This window comes from Leifsonia sp. TF02-11 (genome assembly GCF_017565305.1).
Taxonomy (GTDB): Bacteria; Actinomycetota; Actinomycetes; order Actinomycetales; family Microbacteriaceae; genus Leifsonia.
In genome coordinates this window covers 36,715-55,261 of the sequence record NZ_JAGEKP010000029.1, presented here as the reverse complement: position 1 = coordinate 55,261, position 18,547 = coordinate 36,715, and the positions used below count along the sequence as shown (strand labels likewise).

The 18,547-nt window shown below is 70.6% G+C and carries 16 protein-coding genes and 1 tRNA gene; 14 read left to right on the top strand and 3 right to left on the bottom strand.

The features are described 5' to 3' along the window. Nucleotides 1–307: 307 nt before the first annotated feature. The 3 genes from JNB50_RS25680 to msrA are packed head-to-tail and all read left to right on the top strand — an operon-like array spanning nucleotide 308 to nucleotide 2,195. Nucleotides 308–1,228, top strand: coding sequence for a type IV toxin-antitoxin system AbiEi family antitoxin domain-containing protein (locus JNB50_RS25680; protein ID WP_208042543.1), 921 nt, complete (start codon nucleotides 308–310; stop codon nucleotides 1,226–1,228). Next, complete coding sequence (gene msrB, locus JNB50_RS23630; protein ID WP_208042542.1) at nucleotides 1,225–1,683, top strand: peptide-methionine (R)-S-oxide reductase MsrB; 459 nt, start codon at nucleotides 1,225–1,227, stop codon at nucleotides 1,681–1,683. Before JNB50_RS25680 ends, msrB begins: the two co-directional genes overlap by 4 nt. Continuing rightward, nucleotides 1,683–2,195 (top strand): peptide-methionine (S)-S-oxide reductase MsrA, encoded by a 513-nt coding sequence (gene msrA / locus JNB50_RS23625; protein ID WP_243768901.1) that lies wholly within the window; start codon nucleotides 1,683–1,685, stop codon nucleotides 2,193–2,195. Before msrB ends, msrA begins: the two co-directional genes overlap by 1 nt. Before the next feature lie 64 nt (nucleotides 2,196–2,259). Here the strand turns inward: msrA and rlmC are convergent, their stop codons facing one another. After that, nucleotides 2,260–3,384 (bottom strand): 23S rRNA (uracil(747)-C(5))-methyltransferase RlmC, encoded by a 1,125-nt coding sequence (rlmC, locus tag JNB50_RS23620; protein ID WP_208042541.1) that lies wholly within the window; start codon nucleotides 3,382–3,384, stop codon nucleotides 2,260–2,262. Nucleotides 3,385–3,515: 131 nt separating this feature from the next. On the opposite strand from rlmC, the gene JNB50_RS23615 reads away from it, so the two are divergent. The 4 genes from JNB50_RS23615 to JNB50_RS23600 are packed head-to-tail and all read left to right on the top strand — an operon-like array spanning nucleotide 3,516 to nucleotide 7,679. Next, complete coding sequence (locus JNB50_RS23615; RefSeq protein ID WP_208042540.1) at nucleotides 3,516–4,301, top strand: DeoR/GlpR family DNA-binding transcription regulator; 786 nt, start codon at nucleotides 3,516–3,518, stop codon at nucleotides 4,299–4,301. Then, the gene (locus JNB50_RS23610) at nucleotides 4,298–5,245 is read left to right on the top strand and encodes a 1-phosphofructokinase (RefSeq protein WP_208042539.1); all 948 of its coding nucleotides are present in this window, start codon (nucleotides 4,298–4,300) and stop codon (nucleotides 5,243–5,245) included. Before JNB50_RS23615 ends, JNB50_RS23610 begins: the two co-directional genes overlap by 4 nt. Nucleotides 5,246–5,284: 39 nt before the next feature. Next, nucleotides 5,285–7,381 (top strand): fructose-specific PTS transporter subunit EIIC, encoded by a 2,097-nt coding sequence (locus tag JNB50_RS23605; RefSeq protein ID WP_208042538.1) that lies wholly within the window; start codon nucleotides 5,285–5,287, stop codon nucleotides 7,379–7,381. Nucleotides 7,382–7,409: 28 nt separating this feature from the next. Beyond that, entirely contained in the window at nucleotides 7,410–7,679 is a 270-nt protein-coding gene (locus tag JNB50_RS23600) for an HPr family phosphocarrier protein (protein WP_208042537.1), read from the top strand. A gap of 78 nt (nucleotides 7,680–7,757) precedes the next feature. Here JNB50_RS23600 and JNB50_RS23595 read toward each other — a convergent pair. Together JNB50_RS23595 and JNB50_RS23590 are read right to left on the bottom strand one after the other, a co-directional pair. After that, nucleotides 7,758–7,830, bottom strand: a tRNA-Arg gene (locus tag JNB50_RS23595). A gap of 39 nt (nucleotides 7,831–7,869) precedes the next feature. Then, nucleotides 7,870–8,481, bottom strand: a complete 612-nt coding sequence (locus JNB50_RS23590; RefSeq protein WP_208042536.1) for an iron ABC transporter ATP-binding protein — start codon at nucleotides 8,479–8,481, stop codon at nucleotides 7,870–7,872. 98 nt (nucleotides 8,482–8,579) lie between these two features. Between JNB50_RS23590 and argS the strand changes: the two genes are divergently transcribed. The 7 genes from argS to rho all read left to right on the top strand — a co-directional run bounded on the left by argS (nucleotide 8,580) and on the right by rho (nucleotide 18,543). Beyond that, nucleotides 8,580–10,283 carry an arginine--tRNA ligase gene (argS, locus tag JNB50_RS23585; protein WP_208042535.1) on the top strand — a complete coding sequence of 568 codons (1,704 nt, stop codon included), beginning with the start codon at nucleotides 8,580–8,582 and terminating at the stop codon, nucleotides 10,281–10,283. A gap of 4 nt (nucleotides 10,284–10,287) precedes the next feature. Continuing rightward, complete coding sequence (locus JNB50_RS23580; protein WP_208042534.1) at nucleotides 10,288–11,094, top strand: DUF2993 domain-containing protein; 807 nt, start codon at nucleotides 10,288–10,290, stop codon at nucleotides 11,092–11,094. 137 nt (nucleotides 11,095–11,231) lie between these two features. Then, nucleotides 11,232–12,647 (top strand): diaminopimelate decarboxylase, encoded by a 1,416-nt coding sequence (gene lysA, locus JNB50_RS23575; protein ID WP_208042533.1) that lies wholly within the window; start codon nucleotides 11,232–11,234, stop codon nucleotides 12,645–12,647. Then, nucleotides 12,644–14,017, top strand: a complete 1,374-nt coding sequence (locus JNB50_RS23570; protein ID WP_208042532.1) for a homoserine dehydrogenase — start codon at nucleotides 12,644–12,646, stop codon at nucleotides 14,015–14,017. The genes lysA and JNB50_RS23570 overlap by 4 nt, the downstream gene beginning before the upstream one ends. Then, on the top strand, nucleotides 14,017–15,123 hold the full coding sequence (thrC, locus tag JNB50_RS23565) for a threonine synthase (protein ID WP_208042531.1): 1,107 nt from the start codon (nucleotides 14,017–14,019) through the stop codon (nucleotides 15,121–15,123). Before JNB50_RS23570 ends, thrC begins: the two co-directional genes overlap by 1 nt. Continuing rightward, nucleotides 15,120–16,082 carry a homoserine kinase gene (thrB, locus tag JNB50_RS23560; protein WP_208042530.1) on the top strand — a complete coding sequence of 321 codons (963 nt, stop codon included), beginning with the start codon at nucleotides 15,120–15,122 and terminating at the stop codon, nucleotides 16,080–16,082. Before thrC ends, thrB begins: the two co-directional genes overlap by 4 nt. A 259-nt stretch (nucleotides 16,083–16,341) precedes the next feature. Then, nucleotides 16,342–18,543, top strand: a complete 2,202-nt coding sequence (gene rho, locus JNB50_RS23555; protein WP_208042529.1) for a transcription termination factor Rho — start codon at nucleotides 16,342–16,344, stop codon at nucleotides 18,541–18,543. Nucleotides 18,544–18,547: the final 4 nt, after the last annotated feature.

The window sequence follows — 18,547 nt, the reverse complement described above, 5'->3', positions numbered from 1 at the left end:
CGTCGAACGCTGCTTCAACCAGCTCAAGCAATGGCGCGGCATCGCGATGCGCTCCGACAAGACCGCCCGCCACTACAACGCCGCGATCACCCTCGCCGCCACACTGATCTGGATCAAATCAGACTTGATCCACACGCCCTAGAACAGGAGACTTTGGCTCCATTGCGCCGATTTCTCCTGCTTTAGCGCTGAGCAAGGAGAATCCGGCTGCGTTCTCCTTGTCACCACATCCGGCCATCTGGGGCCGTCGTCCACAGATTTCGAGAGGCGGCACCCTCACGATCGCCGCCGGCGCGACGATTGCTGCATGAAATGGATGGGGAGGCTTCACGAGCTCGGCGGCGCCGCGACCACCCTCCAGCTGCGAAACGCCGGAGCAACCCGCGAGACGCTCGCCGAAGCGGTGAACGCGGGCGTCGTGGTCAGGCCGCGGAGGGGAGTGTACGCACTCGCGACACTGGCGGGCCCGCCGCGGGCGGCGGTCGCGGCCGGTGCGCGGCTGTCCTGCGTGACCGCGTGCCGCAGCTACGGGATCTGGGCGGGGACCGACCCGCGCGTCCATGTCGTCATCCCGCCGAACGGCCGGCGGAGGCCGGACGGGTTCGTCTGTCACTGGCGCGCCGCGGAGCCCGGTGAACAGGTCTGGCGCGTCTCGCTTGCCGACTGCCTCCGAACCGTCGGCCACTGCGCCGACGAGGAGACCGCTGTCGCGGCCTTCGACACGGCACTCTCCGCGGGCCTCCTGTCGTCGTTCGAGCTGGCGGACATCATGCGTTCCGCTCCGCGAGCGGTGCGAGCACGCGCGGCCAGGGCCCGCACCGGCTCAGAGTCGGGTGTCGAGTCGCTCGTGCGTCAGCGTCTGGAGGCCCGCGGGCACCATGTCCAGCAGCAGGTGCACGTCAGCGGTGTCGGACGAGTGGACATGCTCGTCGATGGTGAGCTCTACCTGGAGGTCGACGGCTACGCGTTCCACGGCGATGCGGGGGCCTTTGAACGGGATCGGCGGCGCGACACCCGATTGGCGGCTGACGGACACCGGCGGCTGCGTGTCTCCGCGCGGAGTGTGCTCACCGAATGGCCCGTGGTGGCGCACTCGATCGAGCGTGTCCTGCGGCCCCTTCACCCTCAGCGAACTCACAGCAACGGCGGGACCAACCCGGCCCTCCCAGCTGTTCTCCTTACTGACGGCGCCGCAGCCAGCGCTCGCCGCACACAGGAGGAAACGTGACACAGGACTATCGCAAGAGCCAGGACGCCGTCGCGCGGCTCACCCCCGCGCAGTACGCGGTCACCCAGGAGGCGGCCACGGAGCCCGCTTTCCGCAACGAGTTCTGGAACAACCACGAGGCGGGCCTCTACGTCGACATCGTGTCGGGCGAGCCGCTCTTCGCCTCGGTGAACAAGTACGACAGCCGTTCCGGCTGGCCGAGCTTCACCGTTCCGGTCGACCCTGCGAACATCGTGGAGAAGACCGACCGCACCTACGGCATGGTGCGCACCGAGGTGCGCTCCGCCCACGGCGACAGCCACCTCGGGCACCTGTTCGACGACGGGCCCGCCGAGGCCGGCGGCCTGCGCTACTGCATCAACTCCGCCGCACTCCGCTTCATCCCGCTCGCCGAGCTGGAGGAGCAGGGCTACGGCGACTACACCCACCTTTTCGAGAACGAGGAGCAGCACTGATGACGACAGAGAAGGCCATCCTGGCCGGTGGATGTTTCTGGGGCATGCAGGACCTCATCCGCAAGCGTCCCGGCGTGGTGAGCACCCGCGTGGGGTACTCCGGCGGCGACGTCCCGAACGCCACCTACCGCAACCACGGCACCCACGCTGAGGCGATCGAGATCGAGTTCGACCCCGAGCGCATCAGCTACCGCGACCTGCTGGAGTTCTTCTTCCAGATCCACGACCCGTCGACGAAGAACCGTCAGGGCAACGACGTGGGCACCAGCTACCGTTCGGCGATCTTCTACGAGAACGACGAGCAGCGCCGCGTGGCGGAGGACACCATCGCCGACGTCGACGCGTCCGGTCTCTGGCCGGGCAAGGTCGTCACCGAGGTGGAGCCGGCCGGGCCGTTCTGGGAGGCCGAGCCCGAGCACCAGGACTACCTGGAGCGCATCCCGTGGGGGTACACCTGCCACTTCGCGCGTCCCGACTGGAAGCTCCCGCGCCGCGAGGCGGCGGCGAGCTGACCGCTCGTCCGATCCGGGGCCCGCGTCTCCTGCCGAGGCGCGGGCCCCGCCGCGTATCGGGAGGTCACACCCGATCGAGCAGCACCGCGACCTCCAGGTGGCCGGTCTGCGGGAACATGTCCAGGACCCGCCCGGTGCGGATGCGGTACGACGGCATGCGGGCGAGGTCGTGCGCCAGGCTGTTCGGGTTGCAGCTGGAGTACACCACGTTCGGGATGCCGGAGCCTTCGAGCCATCCCGACAGCTCTGCGCCGATCCCGCGCCGCGGCGGGTTCACGATGACCAGGTCCGGGGCGGTCTTCGCTCCGAGGGCGAACGCGGTGGCATCTCCCGCCCGGAACGCCACGCGCGCCAGCCCCGCGGCCGCCGCCGTCGCGCGGGCGCTGCGCACCGCCTCCGCGCTGGTCTCGACTCCGACGACGCGTCGTGTGGGCGCCGCCACGTTGAGCGCGAAGCCGCCGACGCCGCAGTAGAGGTCCCACACGCTCGACGGCGACACCTCGTCCACCCACTCGGTCACCTGCGCGTAGAGGCTCTCGGCGACCGCGGTGTTCGTCTGGAAGAAGCTCTGCGGGCGCAGCCGCAGCGGGATGCCGCCGACCCGCATGACGAGGGACGATTGTGCGGTCAGCACGATCTCGGTGTCGCCTTCGACGACCGCCTTGTGCTCCGGCTGGAGGTTCGCCGTCACGACGACGGCGTTCGGCAGTGCGGCGAGCAACTCGTCCAGCCTGGTCCGGATGCGGTCGACGGCGGCGTGGGTCCGCACGACGAAGCGGACCATCAGTTCGTCGTCGGGGGAGTGCGTCACGAGAACGTATTTGAGTTCGCCGCGCCGCTCCGGGACGCTGTACGGCTCGAGGCGGGTGCGGATGATGAAGTCCGCGAGCACCGGGAGCGCTGCCCGCACCCCGGGTGCGCAGATGCCGCACTCACGCAGGTCGACGCCGCGGCCCGCCTCGTCGAGGATGCCGATGGTCGGCGCATCGACGGTGCCGGAGACGACCATCTTCGCCTTGTTGCGGTAGCCGGACTCGGCGCTCGCCACCGGCGGAAGCCAGACCGTGTCGCCGTAGGCCGCGAGGAGGTCGCGCGCGTGGCCGTCCTTGCGGGCCAGCTGGTCGGCGTAGGGGACGCCCATCAGTGTGCACGAGCGGCATACGCCGGCGTCGAAGTACGAGCAGTCCATTCCGCGAACGATTGTACGTGGCCTCCTCGGGCGGCGCGGACGACGAAGAATCGCACAGAAAACCACAGAGAAGTGTATTGCTTCCTGTTGATCCATGTTGTATTGTGTTGGAAATCCAAAGGAGGCGCCAGGTGTATGCAATGGAGCGTCAGGAGCTGATCGAGCGGCTCCTCCTCGAAGAAGGCCGCGTCGCCGTGATCGAGCTCGCCGAGCGCTTCGGCGTCACGACGGAGACGGTGCGCCGCGACCTCGATGCTCTCGAGCTCTCCGGAGCCCTCCGCCGGGTGCACGGCGGCGCCGTCGCGGTCGACCGCGCGAGCACTGCGGAGGCCTCCGTCATCGAGCGCAGCGGGCTGCGCGCCGACACCAAGCTGCGCATCGCCGCGCGAGCGCTCGACGCACTCGGCGACGGCTTCCGCGGTTCCCTCTACCTCGATGCGGGCACGACCACCGGTGCTGTCGCACAGCTGCTCCCGGCCCGGCTCTCGGCCAGCGGGGGAGAGGCGGAGGTCGTCACCCACTCGCTCACCCTCGCGCCCGCGCTCGCCGCGGCCGATCGCGTCTCGCTGACCGTCGTCGGCGGCCGCATCCGCGGCGTCACCGCGGCAGCGGTAGGCGCGGCCACCGTCCGTGCGATCCAGTCGCTCCGCCCCGACATCGTCTTCGTCGGCGTCAACGGCGTCTCCGCCGGGTTCGGCCTGAGCACACCCGACCCTGAGGAGTCCGCGGTCAAGGAGGCCATCGTCCGGGCCGCGCGCCGCGTGATCGTCCTCGCCGATTCGTCCAAGTTCCAGCAGGAATCGCTGGTCTCGTTCGCCGCGCTCGACGCGGTGGACGTGCTGGTCACCGATCGCGCGCCGGAGGGCGAGCTCGCCGACGCACTGGCGGCCGCCGGTGTGGAGGTCTGGGCGGCATGATCGTCACCCTCACCGCCAACCCGTCGCTCGACCGGGCCGTGACGCTGAGTGCGCCACTGAGACCCGGCGAGGTGCAGGCGGCCGCGTCCTCGCGGGAGGACGCCGGCGGCAAGGGGATCAACGTGGCGCGCGTCGTCGCCGCGGCCGGCGTGCCCACGCTCGCGGTCCTCCCGCTGGCCGCCGACGATCCGTTCGGCGTCGTGCTGCACTCGACAGAGCTCGCCATCCGTCCTGTGCCGATCCACGGCAACGCCCGCGCGAACCTGACCATCACCGACCCCGCCGGTGTCACCACCAAGCTCAACCTGCTCGGTGCCGCCCTCGACGCGTCCGACGCCCGGCTCCTTGTGGCGGCCGTCGTCGACGCGTGCGCCGGCGCGGGCTGGCTGGTGCTCGCGGGCTCGTTGCCCCCCGGCGTCGACGACGACTTCTATGTGACGGTCATCCGTGCCGTGCGCGAGCACTGGGGCGACGCCGCTCCGAAGATCGCAGTGGACACCTCGGGGGAGGCGCTGCGTGCGGTCGTCTCGGCGGCGCGGCCCGACCTGATCAAGCCCAACGAGGACGAGCTGGCGGAGCTCACGGGTGTCGCTCTCGACTCCGACGACCTCCCCACCGCTGTGCTCGCCGTGGCGCAGACGCTCGTGCCGGAACGCGTCGGCTCCGCCCTCGTCACGCTCGGAGCACTCGGCTCCGTGCTCGTGACCCCCGACGGCGGCTTCGTCGCCGCCGCCCCTCGCATCCGCGTGCAGAGCACGGTCGGCGCCGGGGACAGCGCGCTCGCCGGGTACCTGCTGGCGGATCTGGCGGGGGCGACCCCGCCCGAACGGCTCGCGCACGCGATCCGCTACGGCTCCGCCGCCGCGGCGCTGCCCGGCACCCAGGCGCCCCGACCGGCCGACCTGTCCGCCGGCGACCTCCCCGTCGCCGCGCTCCACCCCTGAGCTTCGTCTCGACTCCGCACAGACACATTGGAGGAAACCGTGTCACCGAAGACCATCACTCCCGAACTCGTGAGCCTCGCTCCCGGCCTTCTCGGCGACAAGAGCGCCGTCATCCGCGAGCTGGCTGCCCGCGTCGTCGCGCAGGGGCGCGCCAGCGACACGGATGCGCTGTACGCCGACGCCTGGGCGCGCGAGCAGAAGGACGAGACCGGCCTGCCCGGCGGCATCGCCATCCCGCACGCGAAGAGCCCGTCGGTGACCGTGCCGACTCTCGCCTTCGCGCGGCTCGACCCTGCGGTCGACTTCGGCGCGCCCGACGGCCCTGCCGACCTGGTGTTCCTGATCGCGGCTCCCGCCGACGCGGCGGAAGCGCACCTCGCCGTGCTGTCCAAGCTGGCCAGGAGCCTGATGACCGAGGAGTTCACCTCCGGGCTGAGGGCGGCGCAGCGACCGGAGGACGTGGTCGCGCTCGTCGACGAGGCCATCGGGGAGGGCGAAGGTCGGAGCGCCGCGCGCGGCGCTTCCGCCGCAGCGCCCGCCGAGTCCGCGTCGGCGCCGGCCGCGCCCGCCGCCGACGGCTTCCGCATCGACGGCCGTCCCGCCCGGATCGTGGCGGTCACCTCGTGCGCGACCGGCATCGCGCACACGTTCATGGCGGCCGACGCCCTCACCGCCGCGGGCCCGAGGAACGGCGTCGACCTGGTCGTCGAACCCCAGGGATCGAGCGGCTACCAGGCGCTGCCGCAAAGCGTCATCGATGCGGCGGACGCGGTCATCTTCGCGAACGACGTGGACGTGCGAGAGGAGGCGCGGTTCGCGGGCAAACCCGTGGTGCGCTCCACCGTCAAGCGCGGCATCGAGCAGCCCGACCAGCTCATCGCCGAGGCGGTCGCCGTTGCGGCGGACCCGAACGGCGCGCGCGTGAGCGCGTCGGGAGTGGCCGTCTCCGCTCCTGCCGAGGCGCTCTCCTGGGGTGCCAACCTCAAGCGGATCCTGCTCACGGGCGTCAGCTACATGATCCCGTTCGTCGCCGGCGGCGGCCTCCTCATCGCGATCAGCTTCCTGCCGTTCCTCGGCGGGTACGGCATCGCCCTCGCCCACGGCGACTCGGGGATGAACAACGCTGTCTACACGCTGACCCATTACGCGATCTGGAATCTCCCTCCCGAGGGGCTGGGTTACTACTTGGGCGCGATCGCCTTCGAGATCGGGAGCGTGAGCCTCGGCTTCCTCGTTCCTGCACTCGCGGGCTACATCGCGTTCGCCATCGCCGACCGGCCGGGAATCGCTCCGGGTTTCGTCGCGGGTGCGATCGCGGTCTTCATGAACGCCGGCTTCCTCGGCGGCCTGATCGGCGGTCTGCTCGCGGGCTACGCGGCGTGGCTCATCGGCCGGCCCGCCGTGCCGCGCTGGCTGCGCGGCCTGATGCCCGTCGTGATCATCCCGCTCGGGGCGTCGATCATCGCCTCCGGATTGATGCTGCTCATCCTGGGCGCCCCGATTGCGTGGCTGATGACCCAGCTGACGAGCTTCCTGAACGGCCTCTCCGGAGCCGGCGCGATCTTCCTCGGGATCATCCTCGGCTTGATGATGTGCTTCGACCTCGGTGGCCCCGTCAACAAGGTGGCCTACGCGTTCGCGGTCGCCGGGCTGGCGCAGCAGACCGATGCGAGCTTCCACATCATGGCCGCGGTGATGGTCGCCGGCATGGTGCCCCCGCTGGGGATGGCACTGGCCTCCACGGTGCTCTACCGTCGCGGCTTCACGCAGGTCGAGCGGGAGAACGGCGCGGCAGCGTGGCTGCTGGGAGCCTCGTTCATCTCGGAGGGCGCGATCCCGTTCGCGGCGGCCGACCCGCTGCGTGTGATCCCCGCCAACCTCGTGGGCGGTGCGGTCGCCGGAGGCCTGGCGATGGCCTTCGAGGTGAGTTCGCGGGCCCCGCACGGCGGGATCTTCGTCTTCTTCGCCATCGACCCGATCTGGGGCTTCGTGGTCGCCCTCGCGGCCGGAACGCTCGTCACCGCCCTGTTGGTCGTCGGCCTGAAGCGCTTCACGGCCCCACGTCGCACAACAACCGTCGCCGAAGCCACCGACCAGTCCGCCGACCAGCCCGTCGCGGCGACCGTCGCCGCCTGACATCCGCCGTTTTCAGAAGGAGAGATCGATGACCGAACGTACCGCCACCGTGGCCAGCAGCTCCGGCCTCCACGCCCGCCCCGCGAAGCTGTTCGTGCAGGCTGTGCAGGAGAAGGGTGTGCCCGTGACCATCGCCGTGGGCGACGGACCGCAGCTGAACGCCGGCAGCATCCTGTCGCTGATGGGCTTGGCCGCGAGCAAGGGCACGGTCGTGACCCTGCGCTCCGACGCGCCGGGCTCCGACATCGCCCTCGATGAGCTGGTCGCGCTGCTCGAGACGGACCTCGACGCCGAGTAGCCGGCTCGAACAACGAAAAGAAGCCCCCTCCGCAAGGAGGGGGCTTCTTCTGCGTTACGGCGCTCAGCTGGGCTACGGTGCCCCCAGTAGGATTTGAACCTACGGCCTTCTGCTCCGGAGGCAGACGCTCTATCCCCTGAGCTATGGGGGCCAGGAGTGCCCGTCCAGGCTAGCAGCTTTTCGGAGCGCCTCAGTTCGCGGGCAGGTTGCCCAGGACGCTCTGCATGAGCGGCGCCGCATCACCCGGCTCATAGAACGCGGCCGACTCGGCGACGATCCAGAACGGGCCGCGGAAGATCTGCACCTGGCCGGCATTGCCTGCCTTGAAGTAGCCCTCGACCTGCGGAGGGGTGCCGTAGGTGGGTACCGGCTGGGCCGCCGTGATGGCGGCGTTCTTGAGGCCTTCCAGCTGGTCGGCGGGGGGATGAGCGATCGCGATCTGCACGACGTCGCCGCTGGTCTGGTTCTGCCAGGCACACGTGACGCCCTTCCAGTCGGCGATCTGCTTCTCGAGGCTGCCGGACTTGGGTGCGTATCCCGGCTGCGTCGAGTAGTTGGGGTTGTACGCGTACAGCTGGTCGGGCGTGACCACCTGGTCGCAGGTGAGGGTCACGGGAGTCGGCGGCAGGGTCGGCGTGGGAGTCGGTGTCGGGGTCGGCGTCTGCGAGGCGTTCGCGCCGCCGGCGGTAGCCGACGTGGACGGCGTGGAGCCGGGCTTGCCTGCCGGTGTGCAGCCCACGAGCGCGACCGCTGCGGCGGCGATCGCGAGTGCGGCGAGGGTCCTGGCGGTGTAATGCTGCATGGTGGGGTGCGTCTTCCGTCGTCTGGCGGTCGTGTCGAATCGCACCCTATCAAGCGTTGCGACGGGTTGCCCGTCAGTCCTAGGTAGAATCGTTCGTCATGACCCCCGCTGACCTCTCCGCCTCCCTGCTCGCCATCGTGACGACCGTGGTGGACCGGCGACGCGAGGGCCGCGATGACATCGCGGAGCTGACGATCACGGTCGACGACATCCCCCTGGAGCGGCCGAAGAACCGTGAGCACGGCGACTGGTCGTCGAACGTCGCGATGCGGCTCGCCAAGCGTGTCGGCGCCAACCCGCGCGAGCTCGCCGGCGAGATCGCGGAGGCTGCCGCCGGGATCGACGGTGTCGCCTCCGCCGAGGTCGCAGGCCCCGGGTTCATCAACTTCCGGTTGGAGGCCGCCGCTGCCGGGCAGCTCGCCCGGACGATCGTGGAGGCCGGCGACGCGTACGGCCGCAGCGACCTCTACGACGGACTGCTCGTCAATCTCGAGTTCGTCTCGGCCAACCCCACGGGCCCCATCCACCTGGGCGGCGCGCGCTGGGCCGCCGTCGGCGACAGCCTCGCGCGCATCCTGCAGGCGGCGGGCGCCGACGTCACGCGCGAGTACTACTTCAACGACCACGGGTCGCAGATCGACCGGTTCGCGCGCAGCCTGCTTGCCGCCCACCTGGGCGAGGCGACTCCGGAGGACGGCTACGGCGGCGCCTACATCGGCGAGATCGCCGAGAAGGTGGTCGCGCTGGCCGCGGCCGACCCGCAGACCGGCGACCTGGCCACGCTGCCGCGCGAGCAGCAGCAGGAGGTCTTCCGCCGCCTCGGCACCGGCCTGATGTTCCAGGAGATCAAGGACCGGCTGCACTCGTTCGGGGTCGACTTCGATGTCTACTTCCACGAGGACTCGCTGCACGAGTCCGGTGCGGTGGAGCGGGCCATCGAGCGGCTCCGCGAGCAGGGCCACATCTTCGAGGAGGACGGCGCGATCTGGCTGCGCACCACCACCTTCGGCGACGACCGCGACCGGGTCGTCGTGCGCTCCAACGGCGAGCCGGCCTACATCTCGGGCGACCTCGGCTACTACCTCGACAAGCGCGAGCGCGGCTTCGAGCAGAACATCATCATGCTCGGCGCCGACCACCACGGCTACATCGGCCGCATGATGGCGATGGTGGAGGCGTTCGGCGACGTGCCGAACGAGAACCTGCAGATCCTCATCGGCCAGATGGTCAACCTGGTCAAGGACGGCGAGCCGGTCAAGATGTCCAAGCGCGCAGGCACCATCGTGACGCTCGACGACCTCGTCGACGCCGTCGGCGTCGATGCCGCCCGCTACTCGCTGGTGCGTTCGTCCACCGACTCGCAGCTCGACATCGACCTCGACCTGCTCACCAAGCGCAGCAACGAGAACCCCGTCTACTACGTGCAGTACGCGCACGCCCGCACGCGCTCCGTCGCGGCCAACGCGGCCAAGTCGGGTGTCGATCGCAGCGTCTTCAAGCCGGAGCTGCTCACCCATGAGACCGAGAGCGCGCTGCTCGGCGGCCTCCAGGAGTTCCCGCGCGTCATCGCCCAGGCCGCGGAACTGCGGGAGCCGCACCGCGTCGCCCGCTACATCGAGGAGGTCGCTGGCCTGTACCACGCCTGGTATGCCGTGCGCGACGGCTCGACGCGGGTCCTCCCGCACGGCGACGAGCCGGTCACCGACGCGCACCGCACGCGCCTCTGGTTGAACGACGCGACTGGCCAGGTGGTCAGGAACGGCCTCGCTCTGGTGGGGGTGTCCGCTCCGGAGCGGATGTGACGCGATGAGCGATCAGCCCACCCAGGTCGTGCCCGACGAGTCGTCGCCAGCCGGCGGCGCGCCGACGCGCCCCCGCCCGCGCTGGCTGAAGCCGCTGCTGTGGGCGGCCGGCTCCGTCATAGTCGTGCTCGTGCTCCTCGTCGTCGCCGACCTCGTGACGCGAACCGTCGCCGAGCAGCGTGTCGCCGCGGAGATCGAGAAGAACCTTCCGAGTTCCGTGAAGGCCGATGTGCAGGTGCACATCGGCGGGTTCTCGGTGCTCGCGCAGTTCGTGGGCGGCAGCTTCGAGAGCGTCGACATCGACGCCCCCCATGCGGTCGTGAACGGTGCGCCGCTGAGCGCCTCCGTCCACGCCACCGGCGTGCCAGCCGACTTCAGCAAGCCGATCCAGGCCGCCACCGGGACCCTGAGCATCTCGCAGGCGTCGCTCAACAAGCTGGTCACGATCCCCGGCGCGAAGGGCGACATCACCCTGGGTGACGGCGTCATCGGGTACGACGGCACGATCGACCTGCTCGGCTTGCCCGTCGACTACACCGTCACCGCGACAGCGGAGGCCGCGGGTGACACGGTGCTGCTCACGCCGGGCAAGGCGACGGTCTCCGCCGGCTCCGGAAACGTCAACATCACCAAGCTCCTCCAGTCCCTGACCGCGAACGGACCGTTCCCGGTGTGCGCGGCCCAGTACCTCCCCGCCGGCGTCAAGGTCACCGACATCGCGGTCACGCCGGGCCACGCCACCGTGACGCTGAGCGCGTCGGACTTCGTGATGAACGAGGAGTTCCTGCACAGCAAGGGCAGCTGCTCGTAACACGGCGGCCCACCCCGGGCGGCCTCGATAGACTGCTGCTACTTCTCCACCGGCTTCAGGGGCCAATCCGGGTCCGCTCGCCAGAGAGAACCCCATCGACTGTACTCGTCAGTTTCTGTACTCGTGAGGTTGTCCCCATGGCATCGAATCCGCTCGCGCCCCCGTGGCTGCGCGTTCCCGACGATGCGAACGCGCTCGTCCCCGGTCTCTGGTCTCGCACCGTGCGTCGACGAGAGGGCGCGATCGAGGTGGGCGGAGTCTCCGTCGCCGACCTCGCCGACCGGTTCGGCACTCCGCTCTACGTGGTGGACGAGCACGAGGCGCGCGAGCGCGCGGTCGAGGTCCGCTCCGCCCTGCAGCGCGCGTTCGCAGAGGTCGGCTCCGCCGCCAAGGTCTACTACGCGGGCAAGGCGTTCCTCTCGATCGAAGTCGCGAGGTGGATGGCCGAGGCCGGCCTCAACATCGACGTCTGCTCGGGAGGCGAGCTCGCGGTCGCGCTCGCGGCCGGCGTGCCGGCCGAGCGGCTGGGGTTCCACGGCAACAACAAGTCCCTCGCCGAGATCGACCGCGCGGTCTCCGTCGGCGTCGGCGCCCTGATCATCGACAGCGTGCAGGAGATCGAGCGGGTTGCCGAGGCGGCCTCCCGGCACGGCGTCGTGCAACGGGTGCGTCTGCGGGTGAACTCGGGTGTGCACGCGCACACGCACGCCTTCCTGGCGACAGCCCACGAAGACCAGAAGTTCGGCATCGCGCTCGACGACGCCGCAGAAGCCGTCGCGCGAATCCGCTCGCACGCCGGGCTCGACTTCCTCGGGCTGCACTGCCACATCGGCTCGCAGATCTTCGGTGCGGACGGCTTCGCCGAGTCGGCAGCCCGCCTGCTTTCCGTGCACAAGCACCTGCTCGCGGGCGGCGACATCCCCGAGCTCAACCTCGGCGGCGGCTTCGGCATCGCCTACACGAGCGTCGACGACCCGGCGTCGATCGACGAGCTGGCGCGCCGCATCGCGCAGACCGTCGCAGCGACGTGCGAAGACCTCGAGATCCCCCTGCCCGCGGTGGCCTTCGAGCCGGGCAGGACCATCATCGGCACAGCCGGCCTCACCCTGTACACGGTGGGCACGACCAAAGACGTGACCGTCTCGGCGCAGGACGACGGCGAGACCGCCGTGCGACGCTACGTGAGCGTCGACGGCGGCATGAGCGACAACGCCAGGACCGCGCTCTACGGCGCCGACTACTCCGCCCGGATCGCCGGTCGCGAGTCGGCCGCGCAGCCTGCGCTCGTGCGCGTCGCCGGCAAGCACTGCGAGAGCGGCGACATCGTGGTCGATGCCGAGTACCTGCCGGGCGACGTGGCGCCAGGCGACCTCCTCGCGGTTCCGGCGACCGGTGCATACTGCTGGTCGCTGGCGAGCAACTACAACTATCTCGGCCGACCCGCGGTGGTCGCGGTGCGCGACGGCGCCGCCCGCGTCATCGTGCGCGGAGAGACCGAGGCCGACCTACTGGCGCGTGATGCCGCCTACGACGACGGGAGCACCGAGCGATGATCGAGTACCGCAATCTGCGGGTGGCGCTCCTGGGAGCCGGCTCCGTCGGGTCCCAGGTGGCGCGACTGCTGCTGGAGCAGGGCGACGAGTTCGCCTCCCGGGTCGGCGCGCGGCTGGAGCTCGTGGGCATCGCCGTGCGCGACGTCGACGCCCCGCGCGACGTCGACCTCCCGCGCGAGCTGTTCACGACCGACGCCAGCTCCCTCATCCTGGGCGCCGACATCGTCGTCGAGCTGATGGGCGGCGTGGAGCCGGCGCGCGGCTACGTGCTGGAGGCCCTCAACTCCGGAGCCGACGTCATCACAGCCAACAAGGCGCTGCTGGCCACCCACGGCCCCGAGCTGTTCGAAGCGGCGGAGCAGGTCGGTGCACAGCTGTACTACGAGGCGGCGGTCGCCGGGGCGATCCCGATCATCCGGCCGCTGCGCGACAGCCTCGCGGGCGACACCGTGACGCGCATCCTCGGCATCGTCAACGGGACGACCAACTTCATCCTCGACCGCATGGACACCCACGGCGAGACCCTCGCCGACGCGCTCGCCACTGCGACGGCACGCGGCTATGCGGAGGCCGACCCGACCGCGGACATCGGCGGCTACGACGCCGCCCAGAAGGCCGCGATCCTGGCGAGCCTCGCCTTCCACACCACGGTGCCGCTGGAGCGCGTGTACCGCGAGGGCATCACGTCGGTCACGCGCGAGCAGGTCGACGCCGCCCGTGAGGCGGGGGCGGTCATCAAGCTGCTGGCGATCTGCGAGCGCCTGACCGATCCCGAGACGGGGGAGGAGGGCGTCTCCGCCCGCGTCTACCCGGCCCTGATCAGCCGCGAGCACCCGCTCGCCGCGGTGCGCGGCGCGCACAACGCGGTGTTCGTGCAGGCGGCCGCCGCCGGCGACCTGATGTTCTACGGTGCCGGTGCCGGCGGGGTCGAGACGGCCTCCGCTGTGCTCGGCGACGTGGTGTCGGCTGCCCGCCGGCACGTGGTCGGCGGCCCCGGCGTCGCCGAGTCGACCCACGCGGGCCTCCCCGTGCTCGACATCGGCCGCGTGGTCACCCGCTACCAGATCACCCTGTCGGTGGAGGACCAGCCCGGCGTGCTGGCCACGGTCGCCCGCATCCTGAGCGACGGCGGCGTGAGCGTCGAGACGATGCAGCAGTCGGTGCCGAGCACGACCAGTGCCGTCGTCCTCCCCGGTCGGTCCCCGTTGCAGACTGTGGCGCCGATTCACGGCGCGGGCGCCCCCACCGCTACCCTGGTGATCGGCACCCACGAAGCCGAGGAGGCCGCGCTCGCGGCCACCGTGGAGGCGCTCGCGGCCAGCGACGTGGTCACCGCCGTCTCTTCCGTTCTCCGAGTCGAAGGATCTTAATGCCCGAGAAGTCCTACAGCCGTCAGTGGCGTGGCGTTCTGCGCGAGTACGCGGACCGCCTGAACATCTCCGAGGCCACCCCGATCGTGACGCTCGGCGAAGGCGGCACCCCGCTCCTCCCGGCCCCTGCGCTCTCGGCGCGCACCGGAGCGAACGTCTTCGTGAAGTTCGAGGGCATGAACCCGACGGGCTCGTTCAAAGACCGCGGCATGACCATGGCGATCTCGAAGGCCGTCGAGCACGGCGCGAAGGCCGTCATCTGCGCCTCCACCGGCAACACCTCGGCGTCGGCCGCGGCGTACGCCACGCACGCGGGCATCCAGGCCGTCGTGCTGGTGCCGGAGGGCAAGATCGCGATGGGCAAGCTCAGCCAGGCCATCGCGCACAACGCGCAGCTGCTGCAGGTGCAGGGCAACTTCGACGACTGTCTCGACATCGCCCGCGACCTGGCCACCAACTACCCGGTGCACCTGGTCAACTCGGTCAACCCCGACCGCATCGAGGGGCAGAAGACCGCCGCGTTCGAGGTCGTCGAGGTGCTCGGCGACGCCCCCGACTTCCACATCGTCCCCGTGGGCAACGCCGGGAACTACACCGCCTACCACCGCGGCTACACCGAGGAACTGCAGCGCGGCGAGTCGACGAAGCTCCCGCGCATGTTCGGCTTCCAGGCCGCAGGCAGCGCCCCGATCGTGCTCGGCCACGCCGTCAAGGAGCCCGACACCATCGCCACCGCCATCCGCATCGGCAACCCGGCGTCGTGGGAGCTCGCGCTCAACGCGCGCGACGACAGCGAAGGCTACTTCGGCGCGATCGACGACGCGGGCATCCTCGAGGCCCACCGCATCCTCTCGGCAGAGGTCGGCATCTTCGTCGAGCCGGCCAGTGCGATCAGCGTCGCCGGCCTGCTGGAGCGTTCCGCCGCCGGCGCCATCCCCGCCGGCTCCACCGTCGTGCTCACCGTCACCGGCCACGGCCTGAAGGACCCGCAGTGGGCGCTGCGCACCGCCGACGGCTCGGACGTTCAGCCGACGAGCGTCCCGGTGGACACCGCCGCGATCGCCGACGTGCTCGGCCTCTCGGCCAACGCGGGAGCGTCGGCGTGACCCCTCGCGCCGTCGACCTGCGCGGCCGCGCGGTCGCGGTCAAGGTCCCGGCGACGAGCGCCAACCTCGGCCCGGGCTTCGACACGCTGGGGCTCTCGCTCGCGCTCTACGACGAGCTGCGAGTGGCGGTCCGCGACGAGCCGGGCGCGACCGTCCAGGTCACCGGCGTCGGCGCAGGCGAGGTGCCGACCGACGAGACGAACCTCGTCGTTCGCGCGATCGCGCACACGTTCGAGTCGGTCGGAATCGCCCTGCCGGGGCTCGACCTCCAGGCGCGCAACAGCATCCCGCACGGCAGGGGCATGGGCTCCTCCGGCGCGGCGATCGTCTCCGGCATCATGGCGGCGAAGGGCCTGCTGGAGGGCGTCGTCGAGTTCGACGCCCAGGCGCTCCTCGCGCTCGCCAACGACATGGAGGGCCACCCCGACAACGTGGCCCCCGCCCTCTTCGGCGGCCTGACCATCGCCTGGGTCACCCCGGACGGACCGCGTTTCAAGAAGCTGATCGTGCACCGCGGGGTCTCGCCCCTGGTCCTGGTGCCGGAGCACGTCATGTCGACAGCGCTCGCACGCAGCCTTCAGCCGCAGTCCGTGCCCCACGAGGACGCGGTGTTCAACGTCTCGCGCTCCGCGCTGCTGGTCGCGGCTCTCATCCAGAGCCCCGAGCTGCTGCATGCCGCCACCGAGGACAAGCTCCACCAGAGCTATCGCGCCTCGGCCATGCCGGAGACCGACCGCCTGATCACGCTTCTGCGGTCCAACGGCTTCGCCGCGGTGGTCTCGGGGGCAGGGCCCTCCATCCTCGTGCTCTGCAGCGATCCGAGTCAGCGACTCGCCGCCGCCGAGCTGGTCGCCCGCGAGGCGCAGACGGCCTGGCAGCCGCTCATGCTCGCGGTCGACTTCAAGGGAGCGACGGTGACCGCGGCCCCTGCGGACGAGGCGGACACACCGGCCGCGTAGCGTCAGAAACGCCCGGTATGAAGTGGTAAACTGTTCGGGCACCCGTGAAGAACCCGCGTCACGAGCGAATCAAGCTTCCGGGTGATCTCTTAGCAATCATGCCGTCACTCCTGCCTGCGCTTTTCGGATATCCGGAGCATCCGGGTATCCCGAGCGCACCGTAGCGCGGATCCGTACGCAGCGCGGCAAGGCAGGTTCACGTGACGAGTGCTCCACAGCGGCGCGCAGAGTGCGCGTCGGGGGAAAGGAATCCTCTTCAGTGACTGATGTCGAACTCCACGCCGGGGGCGTGGACAACAGCGACCTGACCTCGCTCAAGGTGGCGGAGCTCCAGGCTCTTGCCGCCGAGCTCGGCCTCCAGGGCGCGACCCGGCTCCGCAAGGGCGAGCTGGTCGAGGCGATCGCGACGGCCCGTGCCGCCGTGGCCGGGGACGCCGCGACAGGGGACGCCGCCGCGGCGCCCGCGCAGAGCGAGGCAGAAGCCGCCGCTCCCGTCGTCGAGCCGGTCGTGGCCGAGCCCGTCGAAATCGCGGCCGAGCAGCCCGACCACGCGTCGGCCGCCTCCCAGGTCCTCGTCGAGCCGCTCATCGCCGAGCCGGCCGCGATCGCCGAGCCGCTCGTGGGCGATGCGCTCCTGGCCGGGGTCGAGGCACCGACGGCACCGCGTCGCCGCGGCTCGCGCCGCGCCTCCAGCCCGGACGGCACCATCCTCCCCGCCGCGACGAGCGTCGCCGCGGGCACCCACGTCAACACCGGTGAGACCGGCGTCGAGTCCCTCATCCCCGACGTGGATGCGCTGCTCGACTCCGCGCTCGCGTCGCGCGAGCAGGCTCAGCGCGACGGCCAGGGCGGTCGCCGCCGTCGTGGCCGCGGCCAGAACGGCGGCCAGGGCCAGCAGAACGGCGCGCAGGAGGCCGACGAGCAGTCGACCGACGCGAGCGCCGAGACCGAGACTGTGCAGGCCGAGTCGGCCGAGCAGGGCGGCGAGCAGCAGCAGGGCGGTCGCAACCGCCGCAACCGCAACCGCAACAAGGGCAACGGCCAGAACGGCGAGCAGAACCAGCAGGGCGGCCAGAACCAGGGCGGCAACCAGCAGGGTCAGCAGAACCAGCCGAAGGACCTCCAGGGCGACGGCGACAAGCAGGGCGGCCAGCAGAACCGCGGACCGCAGCAGCAGCAGGCCGACGGCGACCGTTCCGGGCGCTACCGCGACCGCAACCGCAAGCGCCGCGGCGGCGTCGCCGGTGACGAGTTCGAGCCCGAGATCGCCGACGACGACGTGCTGATCCCCGTCGCGGGCATCCTCGACGTGCTCGACAACTACGCGTTCGTCCGCACGACGGGCTACCTCCCGGGCGCCAGCGACGTCTACGTCTCGCTCGGCCAGGTCAAGAAGTACAGCCTCCGCAAGGGCGACGCCGTCGTCGGTGCGATCCGCCAGCCGCGCGAGGGCGACAGCAACAGCCGCCAGAAGTACAACGCGCTGGTGAAGGTCGACTCCATCAACGGTCAGACCGTCGAGGAGGCCGCGAACCGCGTCGAGTTCGGCAAGCTGACGCCGCTCTACCCGCAGGAGCGCCTGCGGCTGGAGACCGAGCCCGGCAAGGTGACCCAGCGGATCATCGACCTGGTCGCCCCGATCGGCAAGGGCCAGCGCGGCCTCATCGTCGCGCCGCCCAAGGCCGGCAAGACCATCGTGATGCAGCAGATCGCCAACGCGATCACCACCAACAACCCCGAGGTGCACCTCATGGTCGTCCTGGTGGACGAGCGTCCGGAAGAGGTCACCGACATGCAGCGCACGGTGAAGGGCGAGGTCATCGCCTCCACCTTCGACCGCCCGGCCGAAGACCACACCACGGTCGCCGAGCTCGCGATCGAGCGTGCGAAGCGCCTGGTGGAGCTCGGTCACGACGTCGTCGTGCTGCTCGACTCCATCACCCGCCTGGGCCGCGCGTACAACCTGACGGCTCCGGCCTCCGGCCGCATCCTGTCCGGCGGTGTCGACGCCTCCGCGCTGTACCCGCCCAAGCGCTTCTTCGGCGCCGCGCGCAACATCGAGCACGGCGGCTCGCTCACCATCCTCGCCTCGGCGCTGGTGGAGACCGGCTCCAAGATGGACGAGGTCATCTTCGAGGAGTTCAAGGGCACCGGAAACATGGAGCTCCGCCTGTCGCGCCAGCTGGCGGACAAGCGCATCTTCCCGGCCGTCGATGTGAACGCCTCCGGCACCCGCCGCGAAGAGATGCTCATGGGTCAGGACGAGGTCAAGATCACCTGGAAGCTGCGTCGTGCGCTCGCAGGCGTGGACCAGCAGCAGGCGCTCGAGATCGTGCTCGGCCGGCTCAAGGAGACCTCGAGCAACGTCGAGTTCCTGATGCAGGTGCAGAAGTCGATGCCGCAGCCGGCCAACGGCCACGGCACCGCGCACTCGCACGGTCACGAGAACGACCACCGCTAGCTGA